This is a genomic window from Devosia sp. Root105, from assembly GCF_001424865.1.
Taxonomy (GTDB): domain Bacteria; phylum Pseudomonadota; class Alphaproteobacteria; order Rhizobiales; family Devosiaceae; genus Devosia_A.
Genome location: NZ_LMCR01000015.1, coordinates 205135 through 229997 on the forward strand (window position 1 = coordinate 205135; position 24863 = coordinate 229997).

The 24863-nt window shown below is 66.3% G+C and carries 23 protein-coding genes; 9 read left to right on the plus strand and 14 right to left on the minus strand.

Annotated elements, in window-relative coordinates; genetic code table 11:
• Positions 1-32 precede the first annotated feature (32 nt).
• The 5 genes from ASC68_RS14310 to ASC68_RS14330 form a co-directional block, all read right to left on the minus strand.
• A complete protein-coding gene (locus tag ASC68_RS14310) occupies positions 33-284 on the minus strand; it encodes a hypothetical protein (protein ID WP_055880432.1) in 252 nt (83 codons plus the stop codon).
• A gap of 201 nt (positions 285-485) precedes the next feature.
• Positions 486-788 carry a diguanylate cyclase gene (locus ASC68_RS14315; protein ID WP_082528173.1) on the minus strand — a complete coding sequence of 101 codons (303 nt, stop codon included), beginning with the start codon at positions 786-788 and terminating at the stop codon, positions 486-488.
• A gap of 186 nt (positions 789-974) precedes the next feature.
• Positions 975-1493 (minus strand): cupin domain-containing protein, encoded by a 519-nt coding sequence (locus ASC68_RS14320; RefSeq protein ID WP_055880438.1) that lies wholly within the window; start codon positions 1491-1493, stop codon positions 975-977.
• A gap of 1 nt (position 1494) precedes the next feature.
• Complete coding sequence (locus ASC68_RS14325) at positions 1495-2328, minus strand: neutral zinc metallopeptidase (protein ID WP_055880441.1); 834 nt, start codon at positions 2326-2328, stop codon at positions 1495-1497.
• Between the two features lie 11 nt (positions 2329-2339).
• On the minus strand, positions 2340-3239 hold the full coding sequence (locus ASC68_RS14330) for a neutral zinc metallopeptidase (RefSeq protein ID WP_055880444.1): 900 nt from the start codon (positions 3237-3239) through the stop codon (positions 2340-2342).
• A 220-nt stretch (positions 3240-3459) separates the two neighbouring features.
• On the opposite strand from ASC68_RS14330, the gene ASC68_RS14335 reads away from it, so the two are divergent.
• The 5 genes from ASC68_RS14335 to ASC68_RS14355 all read left to right on the plus strand — a co-directional run bounded on the left by ASC68_RS14335 (position 3460) and on the right by ASC68_RS14355 (position 9891).
• Positions 3460-5436 (plus strand): bifunctional 2',3'-cyclic-nucleotide 2'-phosphodiesterase/3'-nucleotidase, encoded by a 1977-nt coding sequence (locus ASC68_RS14335; RefSeq protein WP_055880447.1) that lies wholly within the window; start codon positions 3460-3462, stop codon positions 5434-5436.
• A 114-nt stretch (positions 5437-5550) separates the two neighbouring features.
• Entirely contained in the window at positions 5551-6645 is a 1095-nt protein-coding gene (gene cfa / locus ASC68_RS14340) for a cyclopropane fatty acyl phospholipid synthase (RefSeq protein WP_055880450.1), read from the plus strand.
• A gap of 4 nt (positions 6646-6649) precedes the next feature.
• The gene (locus ASC68_RS14345) at positions 6650-7456 is read left to right on the plus strand and encodes a hypothetical protein (RefSeq protein ID WP_082528174.1); all 807 of its coding nucleotides are present in this window, start codon (positions 6650-6652) and stop codon (positions 7454-7456) included.
• A 138-nt stretch (positions 7457-7594) separates the two neighbouring features.
• Positions 7595-8356, plus strand: a complete 762-nt coding sequence (locus ASC68_RS14350) for an ABC transporter ATP-binding protein (protein WP_082528175.1) — start codon at positions 7595-7597, stop codon at positions 8354-8356.
• Complete coding sequence (locus tag ASC68_RS14355; RefSeq protein WP_055880456.1) at positions 8356-9891, plus strand: hypothetical protein; 1536 nt, start codon at positions 8356-8358, stop codon at positions 9889-9891. The genes ASC68_RS14350 and ASC68_RS14355 overlap by 1 nt, the downstream gene beginning before the upstream one ends.
• A gap of 168 nt (positions 9892-10059) precedes the next feature.
• Here the strand turns inward: ASC68_RS14355 and ASC68_RS14360 are convergent, their stop codons facing one another.
• The gene (locus tag ASC68_RS14360) at positions 10060-11211 is read right to left on the minus strand and encodes an MFS transporter (RefSeq protein ID WP_055880459.1); all 1152 of its coding nucleotides are present in this window, start codon (positions 11209-11211) and stop codon (positions 10060-10062) included.
• A 98-nt stretch (positions 11212-11309) separates the two neighbouring features.
• Complete coding sequence (locus ASC68_RS14365) at positions 11310-12482, minus strand: MFS transporter (protein WP_055880461.1); 1173 nt, start codon at positions 12480-12482, stop codon at positions 11310-11312.
• A 112-nt stretch (positions 12483-12594) separates the two neighbouring features.
• On the opposite strand from ASC68_RS14365, the gene ASC68_RS14370 reads away from it, so the two are divergent.
• The gene (locus ASC68_RS14370) at positions 12595-12978 is read left to right on the plus strand and encodes a helix-turn-helix transcriptional regulator (protein ID WP_055880464.1); all 384 of its coding nucleotides are present in this window, start codon (positions 12595-12597) and stop codon (positions 12976-12978) included.
• Positions 12944-13402 (plus strand): GNAT family N-acetyltransferase, encoded by a 459-nt coding sequence (locus tag ASC68_RS14375; protein WP_055880467.1) that lies wholly within the window; start codon positions 12944-12946, stop codon positions 13400-13402. Before ASC68_RS14370 ends, ASC68_RS14375 begins: the two co-directional genes overlap by 35 nt.
• Before the next feature lie 101 nt (positions 13403-13503).
• Here ASC68_RS14375 and ASC68_RS14380 read toward each other — a convergent pair whose 3' ends face one another.
• The 3 genes from ASC68_RS14380 to ASC68_RS14390 form a co-directional block, all read right to left on the minus strand.
• Positions 13504-13779: a hypothetical protein gene (locus ASC68_RS14380; RefSeq protein WP_055880471.1), complete on the minus strand. Its 276-nt coding sequence runs from the start codon at positions 13777-13779 to the stop codon at positions 13504-13506.
• A gap of 206 nt (positions 13780-13985) precedes the next feature.
• Entirely contained in the window at positions 13986-15275 is a 1290-nt protein-coding gene (locus ASC68_RS14385; protein WP_055880474.1) for a helix-turn-helix transcriptional regulator, read from the minus strand.
• 146 nt (positions 15276-15421) lie between these two features.
• Positions 15422-15745, minus strand: a complete 324-nt coding sequence (locus ASC68_RS14390; protein WP_248310543.1) for a DUF6665 family protein — start codon at positions 15743-15745, stop codon at positions 15422-15424.
• An 86-nt stretch (positions 15746-15831) separates the two neighbouring features.
• On the opposite strand from ASC68_RS14390, the gene ASC68_RS14395 reads away from it, so the two are divergent.
• Positions 15832-16725 (plus strand): EamA family transporter, encoded by an 894-nt coding sequence (locus tag ASC68_RS14395; RefSeq protein ID WP_055880480.1) that lies wholly within the window; start codon positions 15832-15834, stop codon positions 16723-16725.
• A 51-nt stretch (positions 16726-16776) separates the two neighbouring features.
• Here ASC68_RS14395 and ASC68_RS14400 read toward each other — a convergent pair whose 3' ends face one another.
• Positions 16777-17613, minus strand: coding sequence for an aldo/keto reductase (locus tag ASC68_RS14400; RefSeq protein WP_055880482.1), 837 nt, complete (start codon positions 17611-17613; stop codon positions 16777-16779).
• A gap of 311 nt (positions 17614-17924) precedes the next feature.
• On the opposite strand from ASC68_RS14400, the gene ASC68_RS14405 reads away from it, so the two are divergent.
• Entirely contained in the window at positions 17925-19256 is a 1332-nt protein-coding gene (locus ASC68_RS14405) for a tetratricopeptide repeat protein (RefSeq protein ID WP_055880484.1), read from the plus strand.
• A gap of 102 nt (positions 19257-19358) precedes the next feature.
• Here the strand turns inward: ASC68_RS14405 and ASC68_RS14410 are convergent, their stop codons facing one another.
• From ASC68_RS14410 to ASC68_RS14420, 3 genes are all read right to left on the minus strand, one after another.
• Positions 19359-20555 (minus strand): metal transporter, encoded by a 1197-nt coding sequence (locus tag ASC68_RS14410; protein WP_055880486.1) that lies wholly within the window; start codon positions 20553-20555, stop codon positions 19359-19361.
• A gap of 1 nt (position 20556) precedes the next feature.
• On the minus strand, positions 20557-21594 hold the full coding sequence (locus ASC68_RS14415; RefSeq protein WP_082528214.1) for a multicopper oxidase domain-containing protein: 1038 nt from the start codon (positions 21592-21594) through the stop codon (positions 20557-20559).
• Between the two features lie 464 nt (positions 21595-22058).
• Positions 22059-24809: a pitrilysin family protein gene (locus ASC68_RS14420; RefSeq protein WP_055880489.1), complete on the minus strand. Its 2751-nt coding sequence runs from the start codon at positions 24807-24809 to the stop codon at positions 22059-22061.
• Positions 24810-24863: the final 54 nt, after the last annotated feature.

Here is a 24863-nt window from a genome sequence, read left to right on the forward strand (position 1 = left end):
CGGGCGACCCCTCTCAGCCATGGCTGGCCGAATTACTGCGCGGCCGGAGCCGGAAGCGTCGCTACATAGGCATCGAACTCGGCCTGGTCGAGCGAACCGTCCTTGCTCGTATCGGCGGCGTCGAACGCCTCCTGGGTCAGATCAGGCCAGGCAACCTGTGCCTCGGCAAGGCTCACACCGCCACTGGTGTCGGCATCGACCGACGTGAAGGTGACTGCCGCCGCCTGGGCGAAAGCCGCCGAGGAAAGGCCAATGGCTGCGATGGTGATCAGGAGCTTCTTCATGGAGTTTTGTCCTTCCATGTGAGGTTCAAATCGGCACCCGGTGGCCCGGGTCCGGCCGACAACCTTAATGCTGTCGGCGAGGACAGAGACTAAGCCTGATTGTGCTCGCAAACCGGCTGGATCACGGCGTCGTGGCGATCATTTGCTGGTCATTTTGAGGGCCGATGGGAACCCAACGGGAACGCGGAACCGATTGAAGATTCACGCGTTTAGCAGGGTTTTCGGCAACGCTACCGGCGCGTCGCCGGCACCCTCGGCGCGGTCTCGCCCACCCCGCTTGGCGCGATAAAGCGCAATGTCGGCGACCCGCATCAGCGCTCCCAGATCGATCGATTCGACGTTGGCTGCCGAGATGCCGATGCTGGTGGTCGGCCGCAGCGGACCGGCCGGCGTCCACACCGTGACGCCGCGTACCGCCCGCAGCACCCGCTCGGCCACCACGCCGGCAACATCAGGGCTCGCTCCCGGCAGCAACGCCGCGAACTCCTCCCGCCATAGCGGCAGAACAGGTCGCGCGCTCGAGGCACCGGCTCACCGCTGCGGCGAGGATCGGGCCGTCCGCGCATGTCGAGCAGAAACAGCAGCCCCGACATGCCGGTCACCATGGCGGAGACCAGATAGAGCGTGGTGAGATCGAGCGACATCGAATAGGCCCCGGGCGTGTCGAAGCGCACCCTATTCCGAGCCCGATTAACCCACTCGCCAATGCTTCGCCAGCGGCCCGTCTGCACCACCCACCGGATCGGTGCGTGGAAGCGGCACCCGCTCGATATTGTGGTCGGCAGTGGGACGATCGCCCGCCTCGCCGCGCAGCAGGTCCCAGCTCTGCCCTGGCGGGTAACAGCCGACGACCAGGAAATCGCCACTCGAATCGAGCCGTCGATGCGCCACGCCCGAGGGGATGACGATCACATCGCCCGGCTCGACGTCGAACTCGCGGCCCTCCGGCCCGCCGAGCAGCAGCCGCGCCGAACCGCGCACCACGCCCAGCGTCTCGTGCGCCGTCGAATGGTAGTGGTGGTAGGTGAACACCGAAGCGCGCCAAGCCGGCGGCCAGCCATTGGCGGCAAACAGCGCCTCCATCGCCTCGGCATCGGCTTGGGCACGCGGCAACGCCTCCTCGTACAACAGCAAGGGCAGCACGCTGTTGGGATAGGTGCCGTCGTCGAAGAATCGTTCGACCCGCAATCCGTCGAGTCGGCCGCTCATCTCACACCAGCCCTTCAGTGGCGATCTTTTCGAGCTTGCAGCTGCCCGGCGCCGGGATGGCGTAGCCCTTGTCGTACCAGAAGGCCCTCGCCTCGGGGGTCGCGGTCTGCAGCACCTCGGGCACCACCCGGCCAAGGGGCAGGTTGATGATGGCATTGCCGCGATTGGCCTCTACCGCGCCCACCGCCGCCATCACCGCCGCGTTCTTGTTCAGCTCGTCGATCCCGGCGGTGATCGTCCACATTGCTGCATAGCACGCTGCCTGCTGGTCGATCTGCCGCTCCAGCGCAGCGATCCGGTCGGCCCCCTTCAGCGATTGCAGCGCCACCAGGTCGGTAAACACCCCGAGCGCCCATTGCACGTGATGCCCATAGGCCTCGGCCACCAGGTAGGCCATGGCGTAGTCGGCGCCGAGCGGGAATTTAGCGCGCAACCGCTCGTAGGCGCTGGTGTCCACATACACCAGCCGATTGTCGGGACAGTAGAACACCGTCAGGTCCTTGCCCGCCATGCCGCAGCCGAAGGCGCTCGAGCTCTCGACCACGCTCATCGTCACCCGCGGAAAACGGATCGCCGTCTGCCAGAAGAAGCGCCGCCACATCAGCTCCGCCTCGCTGCCGACGATCGGCGGATAGGCGGCGATCTGCTCGAGGCTGGCCGAGCTCGCCGGCACGCCGGTGATCGAGGTCGGCGGTGGTGGCGGCGAAACCTTGCCGCTGATCAGCGTGATCGGATTGATCCCCGCCAGCATGACGATCACCACGCCCAGCGCCAGGACGCCGGACCAGCCGAACCGCTTCACATGCGGCAGTGCACCCGCGGGGATCAGCCCCATCTTTGCTGTTCCTAGATCGAACCCTTGAACGTATCGCACTGGGTCACGTCGCCAGTCTGCATGCCTTTCTTCAGCCACGCCATGCGCTGCGCCGAGGTGCCGTGCGTGAAATTGCGCTCGGCTACCTGCCCGCGGGTCAACGTGTCGTCGCCGATGGCATTGGCGGCGGTGATCGCCTCCTCGGTATCGCCCTGTTCCAGCAGGTTCTCGCGGTTGACGTAGTTCGCCCACACCCCGGCATAGCAGTCGGCCTGCAGCTCGACCCGCACGGAGTAAGCGTTCTGTTCCCCCTGGCTCATCGAGGCGCGGGCCCGATTGAACTCCGGCAGCACCCCGGTCTGATCCTGCACGGCATGGCCGATCTCGTGCGCAATCACATAGGCCTGGGCGAAATCGCCCGGCGCGCCGAACTGGCGGCGCAGCTGATCGTAGAAGCTGAGATCGATATAGACCTTCTTGTCGTTCGGGCAATAAAACGGCCCCGAAGCCGATTGCGCCGTGCCGCAGGCCGATTGCGTGGCGCCCGAGAACAGCACCACCTTGGGCGGCTGGTAGGTCAGGTTGTTCTGCTGGAACACCTCACCCCAAAGGGTCTCGGTGTCCTTGACCACCACGCCGACGAAGTTGGCGAGTTCGTCCTCGCCGGCATTGCTCGGAGGCGGCGCCCATTGCTGGCTCTGCGACGTCGTCGTACCGCCACCACCCCCCGTGAGAATGTCGATCGGGTTTTGCCCTGTGGCGAACCAGATGATGCCCAGGACGATAATGATGCCGACCAGCCCAAGGCCGCCGCCGCCGGCGCGTCCCATCGGGATCGGAATACGGCCGCCGCCCATGCCGCCCATGTTGCCGCCACCCTGGCCGCGCCGGTCCTCGATGTTCGAACTGCGCTCACGCCCTTGCCACTTCATCCGGAATCTCCATGGGACCAGCCCAGTAACAATACTGCCATTCGTCTTGCGACAGCAAATTTGACCAAACGGTCCAGAAAGGCCACTGTCACAATTGCCGTCGTCATTGCAACGTCACGTCGCGGCGGCATCTGAGCCCAGATCGCCATGCGGGATAACCGGCCAGGAGAGCCGACGTTCCGTCTGGTCGCGCTTTCTTCAAATGTTGTGGGAGACGTCAATGAACTACAATTACTCAATTTCCCGCCGCGCCTTCCTCGCCGGCTCGGCGACGCTTGGCGCCGCCGTGGTGCTGCACCCCTTCGCGGTGCAGGCTGCCGCCGGCCAGGCCCACCTCCGCCTGATGGAAACCACTGACCTGCATGTCGCGGTTTTCCCTTATGATTATTACGCCGATGCGCCCAACGACACGCTCGGCCTCGCCCGCACCGCGGCGATCATCGACGCCATCCGCGCCGAAGCCGGCAACTCGGTCCTCATCGACAATGGCGACGTCATCCAGGGCAACCCGATGGGCGATTACATCGCCTATGAAAAGGGCCTGACCAACGAGCCGCACCCGATCATCGCCGCCATGAACACCCTCGGCTACGAGGTCGGCACGCTCGGCAACCACGAGTTCAATTACGGCCTCGAGTTCCTCGACGCCGCCATCGCCGCCGCCAACTTCCCGATCGTTTCGGCCAACCTCGCCAAGGGCGAACTCGGCGCCGATCCCCTGGCCGACACCACCTATGTCGCGCCCTACAAGATTATCGAGAAGGAACTGGTTGACGGCGCCGGCGCCAAGCAGACCATCAAGCTGGGCTTCATCGGCTTCCTGCCGCCGCAGATCATGACCTGGGACAACACCCATCTCGCCGGCAAGGTCGATACCCGCGATATCGTCGAGACGGCCAAGGCCTATATTCCCAAAATGCGTGAGGAAGGGGCCGACCTCGTCATCGCGCTGGCCCATACCGGCATCGCTGCCGACACCGGCCAGCCCAAGGCCGAGAACGCCGCGCTGCAACTGGCGGCCGTCGAAGGCCTCGACGTCATCGTCACCGGCCACCAGCATTTGGTGTTCCCCAACTCCAAGGATTTCGAGGGCCTCGAAGGCGCCGACCTCACTGCCGGCACCCTCGCCGGCAAGCCCGCCGTCATGGCCGGCTTCTGGGGTTCGCATATGGGCCTGATCGACCTGCTGCTCGAAAAGGCCGATGACGGCAAGTGGAGCGTTGTCTCCCACACCGCCGAAGCCCGCCCGATCTTCGAGCGCGTCGAGGGCAAGGTGAAGCCGCTGGTCGAAAGCGTCGCCGGTATCCTCGCCGCCGCGCAGGACGATCACGACGAGACCCTCGCCTATATTCGCCGCCCGGTCGGCGAGACGGCCGCGCCGCTCCACTCCTACTTCGCGCTGGTCGCCGACGATCCGAGCGTCCAGATCGTCAACATCGCCCAGAAGTGGTACCTCACGCAGATGCTGAAGGGCACCGAGTACGAGGCCCTGCCGATCCTTTCTGCCGCCGCGCCGTTCAAGGCCGGTGGCCGTGGCGGTCCGGACTATTACACCGATGTGCCGGTGGGGCCGGTGGCGATCAAGAACGTCGCCGATCTCTACCTCTATCCCAACACCATCCAGGCCGTGGTGATCACCGGCCAGGACGTGCAGAACTGGCTCGATCGCTCGGCCGGCATCTTCAACCAGGTGGCATCAGGCGGCGCCGACCAGCCGCTGATCAACCTCGATTTCCCGGCCTACAACTTCGATGTCATCGACGGCGTCAGCTACAAGATCGATGTCACCAAGCCATCGAAATACGGCCCCAAGGGTGAGGATATCGGCAACACCGAGAGCCGCATCATCGACCTGATGTTCGACGGCAAGCCGATCGATCCGGCCCAGAAGTTCGTCGTCGCCACCAACAACTATCGCGCCGGTGGCGGCGGCACCTTCCCGGGCATCGGCCCCGACAAGATCGTCTTCAAGGGCCCCGATACCAACCGCGATATCATCGTGCGCTACATCATCGAGCAGAAGACCATCGAGCCCAAGGCCGACAGCAACTGGTCGCTCGCCCCGATTGGCGGCACCGTGCTGTTCGAGACCGGCCCCAAGGCCGCCGAGCATCTCGCCGACGTCACCGCGGTGAAGATCGAGGCCACTGGCAAGACCAGCGAAAACGGCTTCGGCGAATACCGCATCACCCTCTGATCCATTGAGGGCGGCAGGCACCCCTGCCGCCCTTGACTTGCCTGCCTTAGGGGCATTGGCTCTCCCGCGTTTGTCTATTAAGCGAGCAGGGATTCGATGGGAGCCACCCCACAAATGGAAGTCCTCCTCAAGGAGGCAGATATCACGCTGAACGGTCCTAACCCGTGGGACCCTCAGATCCACTCCGAAGAGTTCTGGAAACGACTATACGGCCAGGGAACCCTTGGCCTCGGCGAAGCCTATATGGACGGTATCTGGGACGTCGCCGACATGGCGGAGTTCTTCAACCGGGTTCTGCGCTCGCGCGTTCCCGATGGCGTGCGCGTCACCACCAACCTCGTCTGGCAGATCGTCCAGGCGCGCTTCATGAACATGCAGAACATCACGCGCTCACAGCGCGTCGCTGCCATGCACTACAACGAGACCGAGGCCTACAAGGCCTCGCTCGATAAGCGCATGACCGGCTCCTGCGGCTATTGGCCGGAGGGCGTCACCAATCTCGATGACGCACAGGAAGCCAAGCTCGACATGGTCTGTCGCAAGATCGGCGTGCAGCCTGGGCAGACCGTGTGGGATATCGGCTGCGGCTGGGGCGCCTTCATGGGCTTTGCGGCAGAGAAATACGGCGCCAATTGCGTCGGCGTCACCGTCTCACCCGACCAGGCCGCCTATGGCCGCGAGCGCTACAAGCACTTGCCGGTCGAGTTCCGGGTGCAGGATTACCGCCAGTTCGAGGGCAAGACCGACCATGCCGTCTCGATGGGCATGTTCGAGCATGTCGGGCACAAGAACTACCGCACCTATTTCGAGAAGGCGCGCAGCGTCATCAAAGACGACGGGCTGTTCATGATGCACACCATCGGCAGCCAGTGGTCGACCGAGACCATCGAAGCCTGGCTGGAAAAGTACATCTTCCCCGGCGGCGTCATCCCTTCGATCGCGCAGATCGGCAAGGCCATCGACGGGCTGTTCAGCGTCATCGACGTGCACAATATCGGCCCGCATTACGACAAGACGCTGGTCGCCTGGTACGAGAACTTCGAGCGCAACTGGAAGAAAGATCGTAACCCCGAGGAGGAGCGGTTCTACCGGCTGTGGAAGTACTACCTGCTCTGCTGCGCCGGCGGCTTCCGCGCCAAGGTGCTGCAGGTCTGGCAGTTCGTGCTCGCTACAAGGGGCGTGCCCGACGGCTACGTGACGCAGCGTTGAGCGGATGAACCCGAGGTTCATTACCGCCCTGCTGCTGGCTTTCCTCATCGGCGGGGCGGTGTACCTCTGGTTGAAGCCGGCGGATCCCCCGCCGGTGGTCGCCACGCCCCCGGCCCCGGCCGAGCCCGCGCCAAGGCCGGAACCCACAACACCTTCCAGGGCTTCCGAGCAGTTCCTGATTCTGGCTGCGAGCTGGCAGCCCGCCTTCTGCGAAGGCGCTGCCGGCAAGCCGGAATGTCGCCAGCAGAGCCGTACCCGGTTCGATGCCAACCATTTCTCGCTGCACGGGCTCTGGCCGACCGGGGAGTATTGCGAGGTATCGAGCCAGCTCGAACAGCTCGATCGCGACGGCCGCTGGTCGGCCCTGCCCCCGGTCGAGCTTCCAACCGCGCTGCAGAAAACCCTCGACGAAGCGATGCCCGGCACGCGCTCGCAACTCGAGCGGCACGAGTGGATCAAGCACGGCACCTGCTTCGGCGGCGATGAGGGGAGCTATTACAGCGTCGCCACGCAGTTGCTCGCTGCGCTCAACGCCTCGAAGGTGCGCGACCTCTTCGCCGACAATATCGGCAAGACCCTGACCCGCGACCAGATCCGCGAAGCCTTCGACGATGCTTTCGGCCGCGATGCCGGCAAGCGCGTCCGCATCGCCTGCGACGACGACGGCAAGCGCCGCATCGTCAGCGAGATCACCATCGGCCTCTGGGGCGCGCCGGGCGAGAGCCCCAATCTTGGCAAGCTGATCCGCGCCGCCCGCCCCACCGATGGCGGCTGCATCGGTGGCATCGTCGACGCCGTGGGCCTGCAATAGGAGCGTGATCAGGAAAAGTTGCAGACTTTTCCGGTTCGATCACGCGACCAAGCGAGAACTACTCTTTGTTTACCGGCCCAGTTCAGCGCCTCTCAACGGCTGATGGATAGGCTCCAGGCGAACATAGCGGAGCCTCGCATGCCGTCCCCCGATTTTGCCCTCGCCATTTCCGGGCTCCGGAAGAGCTTCGACCGGCCGGTGGTCGTCGATCTCGAGTTAACGGTGAAGGCCGGCGAATTCTACGCCCTGCTCGGACCGAACGGCGCCGGCAAGACCACCATTCTCCGCATGGTTGCAGGCCTCTTGAAGCCTGATGCCGGAGCGATCTCGGTCTACGGCATCGACACGGCGACGGACCCGATTGCCGCCAAATCCATCGTTGCCTGGGTCTCCGATGAGCCCATGGTCTATGACCGGCTGACCCCGCTGGAATATCTCGAGTTCGTCGCCGGCCTCTGGCGCATCGAGGCGCGCGAGGCCGAGCGCCAGTCCAACGAACTGATCGACTGGCTCGGCCTCAGGCCGCATGCCAACGAACGTTGCGGCGGCTTCTCCAAGGGCATGCTGCAGAAGGTCGCGCTGGCCGGTGCGCTGGTGCACAACCCGCGCCTCATCATCCTCGACGAGCCGTTGACCGGCCTCGACGCCGGCTCCGCCCGGCAGGTCAAGGATGTGCTGAAGCAGAAGGTGGCGTCCGGTGTTACCGTCATCATGACCACCCACATCCTCGAGGTGGCCGAGCGCATGGCCGAACGGATCGGCGTCATCAACCACGGCCGCCTCGTCGCCGAAGGCACGCTCGCCGAACTCCGCGCCCGCATCGGCCGCGAAACCACGCTCGAGGAAATCTTCCTCGACCTGGTGGCCCAGAAAGAAGCCGACCTCGCGGCGGTGGCCTGATGACCACGCCCGCGACGCTCCCCTGGTTCGCCGCCCACGAGTTCCGCCTCGCCTGGCGCGACTGGCTTGCCATGACCACCGGCGGCCGCAAGGTCCGCAGCGTCGTGCTGGTCCTGGTGCTCGGGCTGTTCTACCTGGGTCTGCATCTGCTCGCCAACGTGCTGCTGGCGCCGTGGGTCAGCCAGGGCATCGTTGCCGACAAGGCGACGCTGGTGATGGTCACCGGCACTGGTTTCCTGTTCTGGACGGTGATGCTGAGCCAGGCGCTGGAATCGGTTACCCGCGCCTATTACGCGCGCTCCGACCTCGACCTGATCCTCAGCTCCCCGGCGTCTTCGGCCAGCGTCTTCGCCGTCCGCACAGCGGCCACTGCCTTTGCCACGGTGCTGCTGGCCTGCCTTCTGGCGAGCCCGATCATCAACGTGATGATCGCCTATGAAGGGCCGAAATGGCTCGCCGCCTATGGCGTCCTCGCCGGCTTCGGCGCCCTTGCCGCGGCGATCTCGGTGCTGGTGACGGTCGGGCTGTTCCGCAGCATCGGCCCGGCCCGCACGCGGCTGATCGCCCAGATCATTGCCGGCATCGTCGGCGCCGGCTTCGTCATCGGCATCCAGGCCGTCGCCATCCTCAGCTTCGGCAACATGAACCGCTTCTCGGTGCTGCAATCGCCGGAGTTTGTCGCCGGGACGCCCGACCTCGGCAACCCGCTCTGGCTGCCGGCCCGCGCCGCCATGGGCGATCTCGGCGCCATGCTCATCGTCCTCGGCCTCGGCCTCGGCGCCCTGGCGCTGGTGATCCGTCTCACCTCCGGCGGCTTCGCGCAGCACGCGATTGCTGCAGCCGGCGTTTCCGCCACCCGGGTGCAGCAGACCGCCTCCACCCGGCCCTTCCGCAGGGCCTCACAGCGCCACGCGCTGCGGGTCAAGGAATGGCGGCTGCTGCTGCGTGACCCCTGGCTGCTCAGCCAGACGCTGATGCAGATCCTCTACCTGTTTCCGCCGGCGCTGTTCCTGTGGGTCTCCTACGGCCAGAGCGCCGGCACCTATGTCGTGGTGATCCCGGTGATCGTCATGGCGGCCGGCCAGCTCGCCGGCGGCCTTTCCTGGCTGGCCATCTCCGGCGAAGACGCGCACGATCTCGTCGTCACCGCGCCGATCCACCCCCGCGCCGTGCTGATCGCCAAGATCGAGGCGGTGCTCTGTTCAATCGCCGTGGTATTCGCCCCGATACTGCTGTTCGTCGCGATCGCCTCGTGGGACCTGGCCTGGACCACCGCCATCTTCGTCGCCATCTCGACCGGCTCTGCCACCGCCATCCAGCTGTGGTTCCGCGTGCCGATGCGCCGCGCCATGTTCCGCCGTCGCCAGGTCGCTTCGCGCACCGCAACGATTTCCGAGGCGCTGAGCTCGATCATGTGGGCCGGCACCGCCGTGCTCGTCGCCGGCAACCAGTTGCTCGCCGTGCTGCCGGCAGCGCTCGCCGTCATCGTGCTGATCGTCGCCTGGGCCCTCAGCCCCAAGGGCAGACGGGTTTAGCTGGCTGACCGCTGCCGCCGGTGATAGCCGTCCCCCACCCCTGTCCCCTCCCCGCAAGGGGGAGGGAGACCCTCACACCGGCGCCGAGGCAATCGTCTCCCTCCCCCTTGCGGGGAGGGATCAAGGGTGGGGGTCAGCGCACACCGGCATCAGAAGCGACGCCTTATTCTACCGATGATCGGGTGCGAGGTAGGCGATCACCAGCGCCGCCACCGCCACAACCGCCCCGATCGGCCCGAGCCAGCCAATATCAAGGTTCTCGAGCACCAGGCCGCCCACCAGCGCCGAGAGCGCCCCCCCGAGATTCATCGAGGTGAGGTTCAGCGACGCCGAGAGCGGCACCGCCGCCGGTGCCAGCGCGGCCAGGCGGTGCAGCTGTGGCGGAAAGAAGCCCCACGACACCACGCCGTAGAGCAGCATGTGGAAAAGGAACGCCGGCAGCACGGCGGGCCGCGGCAGCATCGCCAGCAGCGGTACGGCGGCCAGCAGCACAACCATTAGCCCGCCGATCACCAGCATGGTCTGCCTGCCCCCGATCCGGTCGGCCAGCCGGCCACCGAAGAAATTGCCGAACACCGCGCCGACGCCGAAGGCAAACATCACCAGCGGCAGCAGCACGCGGTCGAGCCCGAGCAGGTCCGTGGTCACCGGCGCCAGGTAGTTGAAGAAGGTAAAGCTCGCCATCACCATCACGCCGGAAGCGAGCAGCGTCAGCGGCATCCCCGGCACCTTCAGCACGCTCAGCCGCTCGCGGATAGTTCGAGGGTCGCCGTGGATATCGCCAGGCAGCTTCAGCCACATCGTCGCCGAAGCGATGATCGCGAGGACGCCAAGCCCCAGATAAGCGACGCGCCAGCCAAGGAACTCCGCCACCAGCGCCGAGGCCGGCACGCCGACCGCCACCGCGATCGAGCCGCCCATCACCACGGTCGAAATCGCCGAACCGCGCTTGCCCGGCGCCGCCAGGGCCACCGCGGTCGCCTGCGCGGTCGAGGTGAACAGCCCCGCGCCCAGCGCCATGCAGGTTCGCGCCAGCACCAGCAGCAGGAAGCCGGGCAGCACCCCGAGCAACAGGCACATCAGCCCGAACAGCAGCTCGGCTCCGGCGACCACCGAGCGCCGGTCGAGGTGCCCGAACAGGGTCGAGAGCAGCGGCGTGCCGATGCCATAGGCGATGGAATAGCCGAAGATCAGGTAGCCGGCCTGCGCCAGGCTGACGCCGGTTTCGGCCGCTATGGCGGGCAGCACGCTGACGATGAGCGAACTCTCGACGCTGCCGGCAAATGCCCCCAGCGCCAACCACAGCAGTCGCACGTCCATCGTCGGAAACCCCTCGCCCGACGATGGTTAGGAGAGCCCCCGACGCCGGTCAAGCCGCCGGGGTCTAAGCCTTTCAGCCGAGCCCGGCGGCCTCGACTTTAGCCAAGCCGGGGCATGGCGATGGCGCGCGGCCGGCTGAGGAGCAGCACCCCGAGCGCCAGCGCCGGGAAGATCGCCGCTACCAACCCGAGTTCATTGATCGGCAGGTGCTCGAGCACCAGGCCGCCGACCAGTGCGCCCAGCGCCGTGCCGAGATAAAGGAACGAGGCGTTGAGCGACAAGGCCAGCGGAGCCGAACTCGGCGACAGGGCAACGACGCGGCTCACCTGCCCCGGCACGAACATCCAGCCGGCAATGCCCCAGGCCACCATGAAGGCGAAATAGGCCGGGGTGATCGCCGCCTGTGGCAGCATCGGGATGGCGCCGAGCAGCAGCAGGAAGCCGATATTGAGCACCGCCGCGATGGTGACCGTCGCCTGCGCGCCGATCCGATCCGACAGCTGTCCACCGAGCGGATTGCCCAGCGCCGCGCCGAGCCCATAGGCCAGCATGACGAAGGGCAGCAGCCCGGCATCGAGCCCCATCAGCCTGGTGGTCACCGGTCCGAGGTAGATGAACGCCGCAAATGGCCCCGTCATGTAGAGCAGGATCGTCAGCAGCGCCGGCAACAGGCCCGGCACGCTGAGCACGCCCAGCCGCTCGCCCAGCCCGCGCCGGTCGCCCTCTATGCCCCTGGGCAACATCAGCCAGATCGCCGCCGCGGTCAGCACGCCGACCCCGGCAATGGCGAAATAGGTGCCGCGCCACCCGGCAAAGCCCGAGAGAAACGCCCCGATCGGCGCCCCCAGCGCCACTGCCATGGTGGTGCCGGCAACCACCGTCGCCACGGCCCTCGCCCGGCGTTCAGCCGGCGCCAGCGTCACTGCCGCGGCCTGTGCGGTCGCCGCGTAGAGCCCGGCCGAAGCAGCGATGATCAGCCGCGCCACCAGCAACATAACGTAACCCTGCGACAGGGCCGCGAGCAGCGCGCCGGCGGCGAACACCAGCGCCACTACCGCCAGCAGCGGACGCCGGTCGAACCGGCCGGTGAACGCCGAAAGCACCGGCGCCCCCACCGCGTAGGCGATGGCATAGGCGAAAACCAGATAACCGGCCTGGGTGATCGTCACGCCGCTATCGGCCGCGATGGCCGGCAGAAGCGTAGCGATGACGAAGCCCTCGACGCCGACGGCAAAGGTGCCGAGCGCGAGCCAGATGAGCCGCGTGTCCATGTGAAGATCCTTAGTTCAATGATTGTTGAACAAATGAACCTCGTCAGCGCCCCCGTCAAGCCCTAGTTCAACGATCATTGAAATTTGACGGAAAATGGCATAGGTGAGAGCCATGAACACTCAGCCGCCTTTGCCCCATCCGGACGCCGACCAGATCACCTTGCCCACCGTGCTCACCGCGCTCGGCGACCAGACGCGGCTGGCGATCATCGGGCATTTGTCGCGCTGCGAGGGCACTGGCATGACCTGCGGGCAGTTTACCGATCTCGCCAGCAAGACGTCGATTACCTACCACGTAAGCAAGCTGCGCGAGGCCGGCGTGGTCAATGTCACGCCCGAAGGCACCCGCCGCCGCGTCACCCTGCGGCGCGACGATCTCGACCATCGCTTCCCCGGCTTCCTCGACTCGATCATCACCAGTACGCGTGATCTCCACATCGATGGATTCGAGGACGAACCGAATGAGCCGGCTGAGCTTTCGCGACGCGACCCCTGACGATCTCGGCTTCATCGTCCGGCTGATCGTCGATGACAGCGTCGTCGCCACTGACGACCGCCCCGACGAGCCGCAGCACCCGCGCTACCTCGCCGCCTTCAAGGCCATCACCGCCGACCCCAACCAGCGGCTGATCATCGCCGAGCTTGACGGTGAGGCCGTCGGCACTGAGCAGCTCAGCTTCATCCCCGGTATCAACCGGCTTGGCGAATGGCGCTGCCTGATCGAGGCGGTGCACATCGCTCCCGCGCATCGCAACAAGGGTTTTGGCGGCGAGATGATCAGCTGGGCCGTTGCAGAGGCCCGCACCCGCGGCTGCGGCCTCGTCCAGCTCACCTCGAACAAGCAGCGGCTGGACGCCCATCGCTTCTACGAGCGGCTGGGCTTCAAGAAGAGTCACGAGGGCTTCAAGCTGGCGCTATGAGCCGCTTCGCTGGGCGGGCGCTTACCCGGAAGCCTGTGTTTTGGTCTCCCTCCCCATGTTTGGGGAGAGGGAGACGCTCTCACTGTCCCTGGTGTTCTGGACTACCGCTCGGTTGACCGCAGCACCACCGCGACCAGGTCGGCCCGGGCGCCGTCATCGGGCAGGTCATGCGGGCCAAAACCCTCCGCGGTGTTGACATTCAGCACCACGCCGGTGGTGCGGAACCCCAGTACTTCTTCGAAGCCACCGCTCTCGCCCTGCACCATCAGCGGCGCCGAGGGGTCAAACGTCTCGAGCATGGCGATCACGTCGCCCACGGTCAGCCCGGCGAGCTCGGGGGCCTTGGGTGCATGGCGTTTTTCGAGAAGGTCGAGCACGGCGGTCTGTCCTGAGATGCATTCTCGAACGGACAGTGCGCAGCACACGGCAAAACCCGCACCCCACAAATGAGGGGTTCAACCGCCTATGGGTAGCATTGCTTTCACAGCGCTTTCAGGAAAAGTTGCAAACTTTTCTGGCTGAAAGCGAGATAAATCAAAGACTTACAGACACCACGTCGGTTCAGCAAACCGATGACCTGGCTCTAGAGATACTGCAGCCGCGCCACGAGGTGGCCGAGCTCGGATTGCTTGTTGATCCCGAGCTTGTCGTAGACCGTCTTCAGCGTCGAGCGCGCCGTATGCTCGGAAATCCTGAGTTCCGCCGCCGCCCCACGCGGCGCATGGCCAACGCCCACCAGCGCGGCGAGCCTGGCTTCCGCCCCGGTCAGCCCGAACAGTTGCAGCATCTGTGCGGCATCGCGCCGCTCCGGCCCGCGCGGATCGGCCAGCAGCACCAGCGCGGCATCGCCGCCATGCTCGCCATGCTCGAGCGGCATCACATAAGCGAGCAGGTGCCCACCGCCGGGGCGGGTCAGTGCGATCGGTTCCGATACTCGCGGCCCCTTGCGCGCGCAACTCATCTTCAGCGCCTGACAAAGCGCGTGCTTCTCGGCCGGCACGCCGCTCAGCAGTGGCTCCCCTGCCCGCGAACCATCCGGTCCGAGCAAGGCCCGCCCGCTGGCATTAGCTTCGATCAGCGTCCCATCCTGCCGCACCACGGCAGCAGCCCGGCCGGTATCCTCGATCAGCGCGAGAAACACCGAGGCGGCATTGCCCGAAGCGGTTCGCCCCACCACCCGGGGCTCGCTCCAGATCGAATTCACGCGCACCGCATCGAGCGCGAACACGTGCTCGACCGGCCGCAGCGCCCGCATGTAGTCGGGCGCCGCGTCGGTGATCTCCAGCGTCACGATGTCTGCGTCCGCCAGGTCCGCCACGGTCGAGTCCGCATGCTTGATCAGCCCGGCATCGGTCAGCCCGAGGAAGTTGTCGACGCCCGACAGCGCCGGCCGCAGTTCACCTGGCCGGATCGTCGCCCGCAACCAGTCGACCCCGCCGACCGAGGCAACGCCATGCAACAGCTCCCCATCGCGCCAGGTCCGCGCCACGCCCTCGACCGTCGCGCCCGAATAGAACTTCCGCATCGTCGCGGCGCCCGGCTCATCCATGATGTTGCCCATCACGAACATGCCCTCGCCGATGTCGGAACCTCGCACCCCCTCCACCGACACCCCGACCAGCCCACGCATATAGGGCGCGATGCCGTAGCCAGTGGGCGCCTGGTAGATGCCGAGCACCCCGATGCTGGCCGGCGACAGCACCAGGCCATCGGGCAGGAACGGCCGCACCGCATCGGGATTGATCCGGAACCCTGCCCAGATCACGTCGATGGCAAGCTTGTGGAAGGGGGGCACCATGTCGGCAGCCGGACGCAGCGCCGAGAGTGGCCTGTCGAGATCCCTGAGGGACTTGCGAACCTTATCGCCCAGCATCGGCTTTCCCCGGCCGAATCAATCGAACTCGAAACGGCTGGCCCATCCGCGCGCGACGCCCCCGCACAGATGAGGCATGTAATCGATCTCACAAATTCTAGGGAAATCGCCCGCCCGGATCAATCGACTTACATAGAGGCCTTGCGTCATTTCTCGATTGCCCCCAGCCGCGCCAGCACTTCGGGCGGAATGCCGTAGTGGCGGATGGCGTCGCGCTGGTCTCGCATCCCGCAGGCTTCGCGCTGCACGAAGAACTTCCACACGTCGCGCGCCGCGGCCTTGACCAGGATCAAGCGTTCATCGGCTGAGCCCGGCACTGCGTCGAACGCCTTGAGCGCCGCCATCGCTTTCTCCACCTGCCGCCCGTGATAGCCGAGCGAGGCGGCCTTCTCGGCCATCACCTCGCTTTCGATGGGGCCGAAGCCGCTGGTCAGGCGTTGGCGCAGTTCGGCGAGGTCGGTGATGCTCAAGCTCATGCGCCGAAATTAGGTAGCGCCATCAGCGGCTGCAACCCCTCGCTCTTTTCCAGTCGGCGGACGCGCGCTAGAAGCGTCTGATGACCAGCCACCTGAGCCGCTCCACCGCTACCTTCATCGGCTTCGTCGCGGTGCTGCTGTGGTCGCTGCTTGCTTTCCTCACCGCCGCCAGCGGCACCATGCCGGCCTTCCAACTCACCGCCATCACTTTCGCCATCGGCGGGCTGTCGCTGCTGCTGATCCGGCCGGGTGCCATCAAGGCGATGCGCCAGCCGCTGCCGGTCTGGCTGCTCGGCGTCGGCGGGCTGTTCGGCTACCACTTCTGCTATTTCTTCGCGCTCAGGAACGCCCCACCCGTTGAAGCCGGGCTGATCAACTATCTCTGGCCGCTGCTGATCGTGGTGTTCTCCGCCCTGCTCCCCGGCGAGCGGCTCAAATGGCAACACATCGCCGGCTGCGCGTTGGCGCTTACCGGTGCCGTCCTCGTCGTCACCCGCGGCCAGGGCTTTGGCTTTGATGCGCAGTACAGCCTCGGCTACGCCACCGCACTGTGCGCTGCCGTCATCTGGGCCAGCTATTCCGTGCTGTCGCGCCGCTTCGCCGCGGTCAGCAGTGACGCTATCGCCGGCTTTTGCCTCGTCACCGCCATCCTCGCCGCGATCTGCCACCTGCTGCTCGAGCAAACGGTGTGGCCCACCGACTTCTGGCAATGGGCCGCCTTGATCGGACTCGGGCTCGGTCCGGTCGGCCTCGCCTTCTACGTCTGGGACATCGGGGTGAAACGCGGCGACATCCAGGTGCTCGGCGCCGCGTCCTACTCCGCCCCGCTGCTTTCGACGCTGATCCTCATCCTTACCGGCTATGCCAGCTACAGCCACGTGATCCTGATCGCCTGCCTCCTGATCACCGCCGGCGCCGTGCTGGCCGCCAAGGACCTGCTATTCCGCCAGCGCTCTGCCGCTGCTGCCGAGTAGAAAAAGGCCGGGATCGCTCCCGGCCTTTTGAGGCGTTGATCTCTCGGTGACTCAGAACAGGAACGACGCCGTCGCCGGGTTGGCGCCGACGCGCCCGTCGCGCTGGTCGAGGCCGCTGATCTTGGCCATGTCATCCGCGTCGAGTTCGAAGCCGAAGACGTCAAAATTCTCCACCATGCGCTCACGATGCGTGGTCTTGGGGATGACGATCAGCCCGTCCTGCAGGTGCCAGCGGATGATCACCTGGGCGATCGATTTGCCGTGCTTTTTGGCAATCGCGCTGACCGTCGCATCGTCGAGCATCCGGCCGGAGCCAAGCGGGCTCCAGCTCTCGATGAAGATGTTGTGTTGTTTGTGGAACGCGCGCTTGTCGCGCTGCTGGAACCGCGGGTGCAGTTCGATCTGGTTGACCACCGGCGTCTCACCGGTCTCGCCGATGATCCGCTCGAGGTGATCCTGGTTGAAGTTGGAGACGCCGATCGAGCGGATCCGCCCTTGCGTCTTCAGCTCGACCAGTGTCTTCCACGCCTCGACATACTTGCCCTGGCTCGGCACCGGCCAGTGGATCAGGAACAGGTCGAGCTGCTCGAGCCCGAGCGCCTTCATCGTTGCATCGAAGCTCGAGAGCGCCAGGTCGCGGGCGTGGCCGCCATTGCGCAGCTTCGAGGTGATGAACAGTTCGCTTCGCGGCACGCTGACGCGCTTGATGGCCTCGCCGACGCCTTCCTCGTTCTGATAGCCCTCGGCCGTATCGATCGAGCGGTAACCGACCTCGATCGCGTCGGAGACGACGCGCGCCGTAATCGCCGGATCGACCTGCCAGACGCCCAGTCCCAGTTGCGGAATGGAATTGCCGTCGCGAAGTCTAATGGATGGAACCGCTGCCATTTACTGCCTCCAAAGCTGAACGATGAGACGACCCGGGCGCCGCCATCGACGCTGAGAGATAGATCGGGATGTCTGGTATCCGGCAGGACAATGCCGCCGGCGGGGGAAAGGTTCAGGCGCCGCCGGCTCATGCCACGCGTCCGCCTCTATCGTTGATAGCCGATATTGGCTCCAGCGTCATCTGCCGATGCTTCCGGAAACCAAAGAAGGTCGCCCGATCAAATGCCCCGCGACGCAGTTGACTCCCCCCGCGCCTTCGACCGTAATCGAGTGGAGCGACCGCTGTGGACGACGGAGTTCGGGGCTTGCAGATGCCTGACCAGACTGGCCCCGAAGGGGTGAGCCAGCGCCTCAACAGCTGGAAGGAAATCGCTGCCTTCTTCGGCAAGGATGAGCGCACGGTCAAACGCTGGGAAAGCATCCGCGGCCTGCCCGTCCGGCGCGTCCCCGGCGGCACCCGCACCTCGGTTTTCGCCTATGTCAGCGAGCTCGAGGCCTGGCTCAGCGCGCCGCGCCCGGTAGCTGCCCCGCCGCCGGCCGACGCCACCGCGCCCCCGATCAGCCGCCCGCTGCTGCTCCCGCTGGCGGCGGCCATCGCCATCCTCGCGCTGCTGGTCATTGGCCTCGTCGCCACGGCCCAGCCGCCAGCCCGGCCCACCCCTGCGATCCCGGCCGAAGCCAGCGCCCTCTATGACGAGGGCGTCATCGCCTGGACCAGCCGCACTGCCTCTGGTTTCGCCACCGCCATCGAGAAGTTCGATGCCGCCCTCGCCCTTGCACCGGCCTTTGCCCGCGCCGAAGTCGGCCGCGCCAATGTCTACAACCTGATCAGCCAGTACACGCTGGCCCCCGCCGCCGAGTCCTACGCCAAGGCCAGGCAGGCGGCCGAGCGGGCCCTCAGCCTCGATCCGCAATCGGGCGAGGCCTATGCGGCGCTCGGCTTCAACGCCTTCTACGGCAGCCACGAGTTCGCCCGTTCCGCAGAGCTGTTCGACAAGGCGCTGGCTCTGGCTCCGGACAACGCCCAGGCCCTGCACTGGTATGCCCTGACCTCGATGCAGATGGGCAAGTTCGAGCGCCCGCTCGCGCTGATCGACCGCGCCCTGGTGCTGCAACCGGACTCGCGCTCCATTCGCGCCAATGCGGCGCTGATCCACTACTATGCCGGCGATACCGAGGCCGCGATTGCGATGCTCGAGCAGCTGCGGCAGGCCAACCCCGACTATCTCGCCGTCCCGGCCTATCTCGCCACCATCTACCTCGACCAGCGCCGCTACGCCGATTTCCTCGATAGCTACGAGATTGCCGCCAGTGTCGAGAGCAGCGTCGGCCGCCAGTTGATCGCCAAGGCCGCTCGCGCCGCCCTGCCGCAAGGTGGCGAGGCCATGCTGCGCGCCATGCTCGATGAACAGCAGCGCCAGTTCCTGGCCGAGCGCGAAAAAGCCTACAAGGTCGCCGCCACTGCCGCCCTGCTCGGCGACAAGCAGCTTGCCCTCACCTACCTCGAAACCTCGGTGGAGCGCGCCGAGACCATTGGCCTCTTGGTCGAGCCGGAATTCCGAAGCCTCCGCGCCGAGCCCCGCTTCACCGCCCTCCTCACCCGCCTCGGCCTGCCGCAGGGCACGAGCTCCCCTCCCCCTTGAGGGGAGGGTTGGGGGTGGGGTTCCATCGGTGATCACCGCACCACCCCTCCCTCAATCCTCCCTCAAGGGGAAGGAAGCGACGACTGAGAGATCGGGGCATCCTCAAATCTTCACCACCGCGCCGGTGACATACATCACCACGCCGCCGGCAATCAGCCCGGCGATCACCACCGGCGTAAACCAGGTTCCGGCCTTGCCGGCATTGCTGCGCGTGAGATACGCGCCGACCTCGATGATCACCTGCAGGATGGCGCCGGCTCCGACGCCCAGCGCCAGAGCCGTCCATTGTGGCGCCGTGGCGAGACTGCCGATCCACAGCCCAACCACCGCCGGCCCGCCGGCCAGCATGGCCAGCCCGGCAAAGGCCCAGAGCGGCACCTTCTGTTTGAGGATCGGTGCGGCGATGCCAATCCCCTCGGTGACGTTGTGCAGCGCAAACCCGGCGATCAGGAACAACCCCAGCCCGGCTGCTCCCGAGGCAAAGGCCGCGCCGATCGCCAGCCCTTCGCCGAAATTGTGGAGCCCGATGCCCAGCGCGATGAAGCCGGCGAGCTGCAGCCCGCCCGGCACGCCGCGCCAGCGTCCCACTGCCATCAGCAACAGGAAACTCGCCGCCGCTGCCAGCACCACCAGCACTGGCCCCTGGAACATCGCCGCCGCCTCGCCGGCCAGTTCCAGCGCCTCGCCGGTCATATCGACGAGCAGGAACGCCAACAGCCCCACCGTCAGCGCCAGCAGGAAGTTCATCCCCTCGCGACCGATGCCGCGCAGCGCCGGATAGAACATCAGCCCCACCGTGACCGGCAGCAACCCGACGATCAGCCCGATGATCGCTTGCCCGCCCAGCGCCGCCTCGGTCGGTCGCGGTGTCGGCACGGCCACGGCGATCTCATGGTCGAACGTCGCCCCCGTGTCAGTGACGAACCGCACTGCATGCGCCTCACCCAGCACCCAGGGATAGGCGATCGAAATCCAGGCTGTCGCGCCGCGCGGCAGCGGCCCCGCCGGCTCCTGGGTGAACAGCCAATAGGCATCGTCGACCTGCACCTGCGCGATCCGCATATCGGTTGAGCCGCCGGCCCGCACCTCCATCCTGAGCCCGGCGCTGTCGAGCACCGTCCGCTCGATCGTCAGCCCCTCGACCGGCGGCGCGCCGATATCGAGGTTGCGCAGCGGGTTGGCCGCGAACGCCCAGGCCAGCGCCGCTGCCAGCACCGCCAGCGGCAGCAGCACCCAGAGCAACCGCCCCCAACCCGACAGTTTCCGCTCGACATCAGAGGTCTCGGCAATGTCGCTCATCTCACGCCTCCACCACGTCGAACATGCCCATCCAGCCGAGCTCGGTGAACTCGCTCTGGTGCGCGTGGAACATGTAGAGGCCCGGCTCGTGCCTGATGTAGCTGAACTCGAGGATGCCGCGCTGCGCCTGGCACTGCATGATCAGGTCGACGGTCTTCAGGGTCGGCGAAAGGTTCGTGCCGGTATCGTAATAGTCGAAGAAGTTCGCGTGCAGGTGGAAGGAGTTGATCGGATCGAACTCGGTCACGTTGATCAGGTAGATCCGCACCGGTCGGCTCTTCTCGATGCGGATCGGCGCCTTGGCATAGGCGTGGGCGATCGAGTTGACCGCGTAGAACTCGTTCTCGCTGTCGAAATTGGTGTCGAAGGCGTTCATCACCATGATGAGCTCCTGCCAGCGCGCATTCTCGGGCGTGCCGAGCAGCCGCCCGCTGGCCAGCTCCGCCGCCTCCGGATGCAGCGCCGGATCGGGATCGATGACGAACGCGCCGTACATCCCCTTGTGCATGTGCCGCCGCAGCGGCAGCGCGTGGCAATGGTAGAGGTGGCAGCCGAACGGGAAAGCGTCGAACTCGTAGACGAAGCTCTCGCCCGGATTGATCAGCCCCGCCCCGGGCACCCCATCCATCCGCGCCGCATGGATGCCGTGGAAGTGCATGGAGTGAGGATGCGAGCCGAAGTTGCGAAAGGTGATCTGCAGCCGCTCGCCCTCCTTGGCCCGGAGCGCCGGACCGGGGACGCGGCCATTATAGGTCCAGGCCGGGAACTTCACTCCCGGCGCGATCTCGATTTCCTTGTCCACCGCCTCGATGACGAAACTGCGCAGCACCCGTCCATCGGGCAGCGTCGAGACGGTTCCGGTCTCCCACTCGGTCAGCAGCTCAGTCGTGGTGAAGCCGTTGGCTGCGTCGTCGACGGCGCCCACCGTCAGCATGTCGCCGTGCGCCGAGTGGGCTCCGCCATAGGGAACTTCGGGCTCGGTGGCTGGTGTCGCCGGCGCGGCGGCTCCGGCATGGCCCGCATGCCCCTCCTGCCCCATCGCCTCGTTCAGCGCGATCGCCGTTCCGCCTGCAGCCACCAGCCCTGCCCGGAGGAAATCCCGCCGCCGCACCGAATCCAACGACACATCATCCTCCACTTGCGAATGGTTCGCATTCGCAATGCTAACAGAACGCTAGATCGCTGCAAGTGCGTATCATTTGCAGGAAGTGGGTTCGATCGCGGCTACGGATGCCCCCCGGCGGTGCCATCTACCCAACTTGGGTGTGGTGAGCATAGCTGCTCCCCAATACTCGGTGTCATCCCAGCGAAAGCTGGGACCCAACTATCCCCCAGCGCAGGCGGTCAGATGGGTCCCAGCTTTCGCTGGGATGACAGCCGGTGGGTGGTGAAGCACCCTGCCCTACAAGGCTTAGCGGTCTGCGCCCTCGCGTGAGGGCCGCCGGGCTCATCGGCCTCCCCCGCAGCGGGGGAGGGTCGCCGACTGATAGAAAGCGCCCGCCCTTACTCCGCCGGCGGGAGCACCGTCACATCGGTAATGCCGATCGCCTGCAATTGCGGCAGGATCGATTGCGGGTCGCCGGAGATCACCACCAGCGCCCGGTCGAGCGAAGCCAGCGACTGCGCTGCGGCCTCCACCGCCGGCAGCTGCAGCGCGACGATCTCGTCGAGCTTGCCGTTCATCTCCTCGGCGGTCATCCCGGCTCCGGCGGCGCTCATCACCAGCCCGAACAGCCCGCTCGAGGTTTCGACCGTCCCGGCAGTGCCCGATGCGGTGGCCATCACCGTGCGATCGAGTTCGGTCTGCTCGACCGGGATCGATGTCAGCCCCTCAAAGCCGGCGCGGATATCGGCAATCGCCGTCCCCACCTGGTCCGCCGCCACCGCCGACGACACGGTCAGCATGCCGCCCGTCGGGATATTGGTCCACACCGAAGCGCCAACGCCGTAGGAATAGCCCTTCGCCTCGCGCATCACCTGGTTGAGCCGGCTGGTAAAATCGCCGCCCAAGAGCCGCGCCACCGCGATTGCCTCCAGCACGCCCTTGTCGTTGAACGCCGGAGCCGGCCGCGACAGGTTGATGATCGCCTGGCTGTTGCCGGCACTCGGCGTCACATAAACCTTCAGCCCCTCGGGCAGCACTGCCGAGGGATGCGGCACCGGGGTGATGCCGGGGCTGTCATTGCTCCACCCGCCGAACGCCCGCTCCAGCTCCGCCTTGACGGTCGCGAGGCTCACAGAGCCGACGCTGTAGATCGTCATGGTCCTGGGCGTGAACAGTTTCAGATGCGTCGCCTGGGCCTGCGCGACAGTCAGCGCCGCCACCCCTGCTGGCGTCGGCTCCAACGCCGCCCTGCCCTGAGGGATCGGGAACGCCAGTTCCTCCATCGCGTAATAGGCCAGCGCGCCGGGGTCCATCTTGCGATAGGCCAGCCCTTGCTGCACCTCACCCCGCAGCGCATCCCATTCCGGCTGTTCGAAGCGCGGCCGCTGCACCGCATCGGCCATCAGGTCGACGCCGGCCGCGAAGTTCTCCGGCGGCACGCCCAGAACGACCGCCGACTGCTCCATCCCGGTCTGTCCCGAAATGTCGGCGCCGATATCCTTGGCCGCCTTGCTGAACGCCTCGAAGCCTCGCTCGCCCGCGCCACGCGACATCATCATCGTGGTGAGCTCTATCAGCCCTTCCTCGCCCGGCACGTCGCTGCCTGCCCCACCACTGACCGAGGCGGCAAGCAGCATCAGCGGCGAGCCGGCGGTCTGGTAATGCACCACCCGGATGCCGTTCGACAGCGTCGCCGTCTCCATCGGCGGCAGCGCCGCCCGTCCGGGCTCCCCTGCCGCCAGCACCGGCACATCGACCACCGGTCGCGGCTCGGCGACGATCGGCACAGCCGTGCCCGAACTCGCCTGCAGCACGGCCGGATACTCGCTCCGCGCCGCGCCCGGCAGCATGGTCAGAACGCTCAGCGCCTCCGGCGCCAGGCGCTTGCGCACCGCCGCCTCGACATCCGCAGCGCTCAGCGCCAGCAGTTTCGGATCGTCCGCCAGCCCGGGTGAGGCCTCGCCGTAGAGATCATAGCGCGTCGCCAGCGATCGCGCCCGGTCCAGCATCGCTTCGCCGCTCAGCGCCCGGCCGAGCCGCAGCGTCTGCCGGGCCCGCTCGACCCCGGCTACGTCCTGCGGCGCCACCACGAACTCCGCCACGGCCTGCCGCAAAGCCGCCTCGAGCACATCGGGCGTCACACCCGGCGCCGCCGTGGCCGAAATCATGAACCGTCCGCCGAGCCGGCCCGGGTCCCAGCCCGCCGTAGCGTTGATGGCGAGCCCCTTGTTCACCAGTTCGCGCCGCAGCACGCCATACTCGTAATTGCCGAGCAGATCGCCCGCCACCATCAGGGCCGCGCTGTCCATGGTGCCGATGGCCGGCCCCGCGCTCGCCAGCACCACGGTCGGCGACTGCAACCGGTCGGTGACCTCCATGCGCAGCGCCACCGCCTTGGGCTCCTGCGCCTCAGGGAGCGTTACATCGGCGCCGCGCGGGACGCGGCCGAATGTGTCGGCAATCAGCGCCTTCGCCGCCTCGACATCGAAATCTCCGGCCAATGCCAGCACCGCATTGTTGGGCACATAGTAGCGATCGAAGAACGTCTTCACGTCGTCGAGCTTTGCCGCATCAAGATCGGCGATCGAGCCGATCACCGCCTCGGCATAGGGGTGCGGCGCCGGAAACAGCGCCGAGCGAAGCGCCTGCATGCCTGGCTGGCCAGCGCTGTCGAGCACCGTCTGCCGCATCTCGTTCTTGACCACGTCGCGCTGCACATCCAGCTCGTGCTGGTCGACCTCGCCACCCAGATTGGCCATCCGGTCGGCTTCAACCGACAGCAGCACCGGCAGCGCCGAAGCCAGGGCATCGGCCACATAGATGGTGCGATCTTCCTCGGTGAAGGCGTTGTTCTCGACCCCGAGCGCCGAATAGGTGTCGTCGAATTTGGGGTACTTCGTCGTGCCCGAGAACATCAGGTGCTCGAACAGGTGTGCGAAACCTGAGCGCCCGGCCGGCTCGTTCATCCCGCCCACCCGATAGACCAGCGCCAGTCCGACCTTGGGCACTTTGCTGTCGGGCGACAGCAGCACTTCGAGCCCGTTATCGAGCCGGTATTGCACCACCGGCGGCAGTTCATCGCCGGCAGCAACCACAGCACCGCCCAGCACAAGCCAGGCTGCGGCCAGAACCAACCCAATAACGCGCATGCAATATGACCCTGATGAAATCTGACGTCCTTCATTGCACCGCCGTCAGCTATC

Bases quoted from the DNA above. Each gene is read 5' to 3' on its own strand.
- ASC68_RS14310 (WP_055880432.1), bottom strand. From the start codon at position 284: ATGAAGAAGCTCCTGATCACCATCGCAGCCATTGGCCTTTCCTCGGCG.
- ASC68_RS14320 (WP_055880438.1), bottom strand. From the start codon at position 1,493: ATGAGCGGCCGACTCGACGGATTGCGGGTCGAACGATTCTTCGACGAC.
- ASC68_RS14325 (WP_055880441.1), bottom strand. From the start codon at position 2,328: ATGGGGCTGATCCCCGCGGGTGCACTGCCGCATGTGAAGCGGTTCGGC.
- ASC68_RS14330 (WP_055880444.1), bottom strand. From the start codon at position 3,239: ATGAAGTGGCAAGGGCGTGAGCGCAGTTCGAACATCGAGGACCGGCGC.
- ASC68_RS14335 (WP_055880447.1), top strand. From the start codon at position 3,460: ATGAACTACAATTACTCAATTTCCCGCCGCGCCTTCCTCGCCGGCTCG.
- cfa (WP_055880450.1), top strand. From the start codon at position 5,551: ATGGAAGTCCTCCTCAAGGAGGCAGATATCACGCTGAACGGTCCTAAC.
- ASC68_RS14345 (WP_082528174.1), top strand. From the start codon at position 6,650: ATGAACCCGAGGTTCATTACCGCCCTGCTGCTGGCTTTCCTCATCGGC.
- ASC68_RS14350 (WP_082528175.1), top strand. From the start codon at position 7,595: ATGCCGTCCCCCGATTTTGCCCTCGCCATTTCCGGGCTCCGGAAGAGC.
- ASC68_RS14355 (WP_055880456.1), top strand. From the start codon at position 8,356: ATGACCACGCCCGCGACGCTCCCCTGGTTCGCCGCCCACGAGTTCCGC.
- ASC68_RS14360 (WP_055880459.1), bottom strand. From the start codon at position 11,211: ATGGACGTGCGACTGCTGTGGTTGGCGCTGGGGGCATTTGCCGGCAGC.
- ASC68_RS14365 (WP_055880461.1), bottom strand. From the start codon at position 12,482: ATGGACACGCGGCTCATCTGGCTCGCGCTCGGCACCTTTGCCGTCGGC.
- ASC68_RS14370 (WP_055880464.1), top strand. From the start codon at position 12,595: ATGAACACTCAGCCGCCTTTGCCCCATCCGGACGCCGACCAGATCACC.
- ASC68_RS14375 (WP_055880467.1), top strand. From the start codon at position 12,944: ATGAGCCGGCTGAGCTTTCGCGACGCGACCCCTGACGATCTCGGCTTC.
- ASC68_RS14385 (WP_055880474.1), bottom strand. From the start codon at position 15,275: ATGCTGGGCGATAAGGTTCGCAAGTCCCTCAGGGATCTCGACAGGCCA.
- ASC68_RS14395 (WP_055880480.1), top strand. From the start codon at position 15,832: ATGACCAGCCACCTGAGCCGCTCCACCGCTACCTTCATCGGCTTCGTC.
- ASC68_RS14400 (WP_055880482.1), bottom strand. From the start codon at position 17,613: ATGGCAGCGGTTCCATCCATTAGACTTCGCGACGGCAATTCCATTCCG.
- ASC68_RS14405 (WP_055880484.1), top strand. From the start codon at position 17,925: ATGCCTGACCAGACTGGCCCCGAAGGGGTGAGCCAGCGCCTCAACAGC.
- ASC68_RS14410 (WP_055880486.1), bottom strand. From the start codon at position 20,555: ATGAGCGACATTGCCGAGACCTCTGATGTCGAGCGGAAACTGTCGGGT.
- ASC68_RS14415 (WP_082528214.1), bottom strand. From the start codon at position 21,594: ATGGGGCAGGAGGGGCATGCGGGCCATGCCGGAGCCGCCGCGCCGGCG.
- ASC68_RS14420 (WP_055880489.1), bottom strand. From the start codon at position 24,809: ATGCGCGTTATTGGGTTGGTTCTGGCCGCAGCCTGGCTTGTGCTGGGC.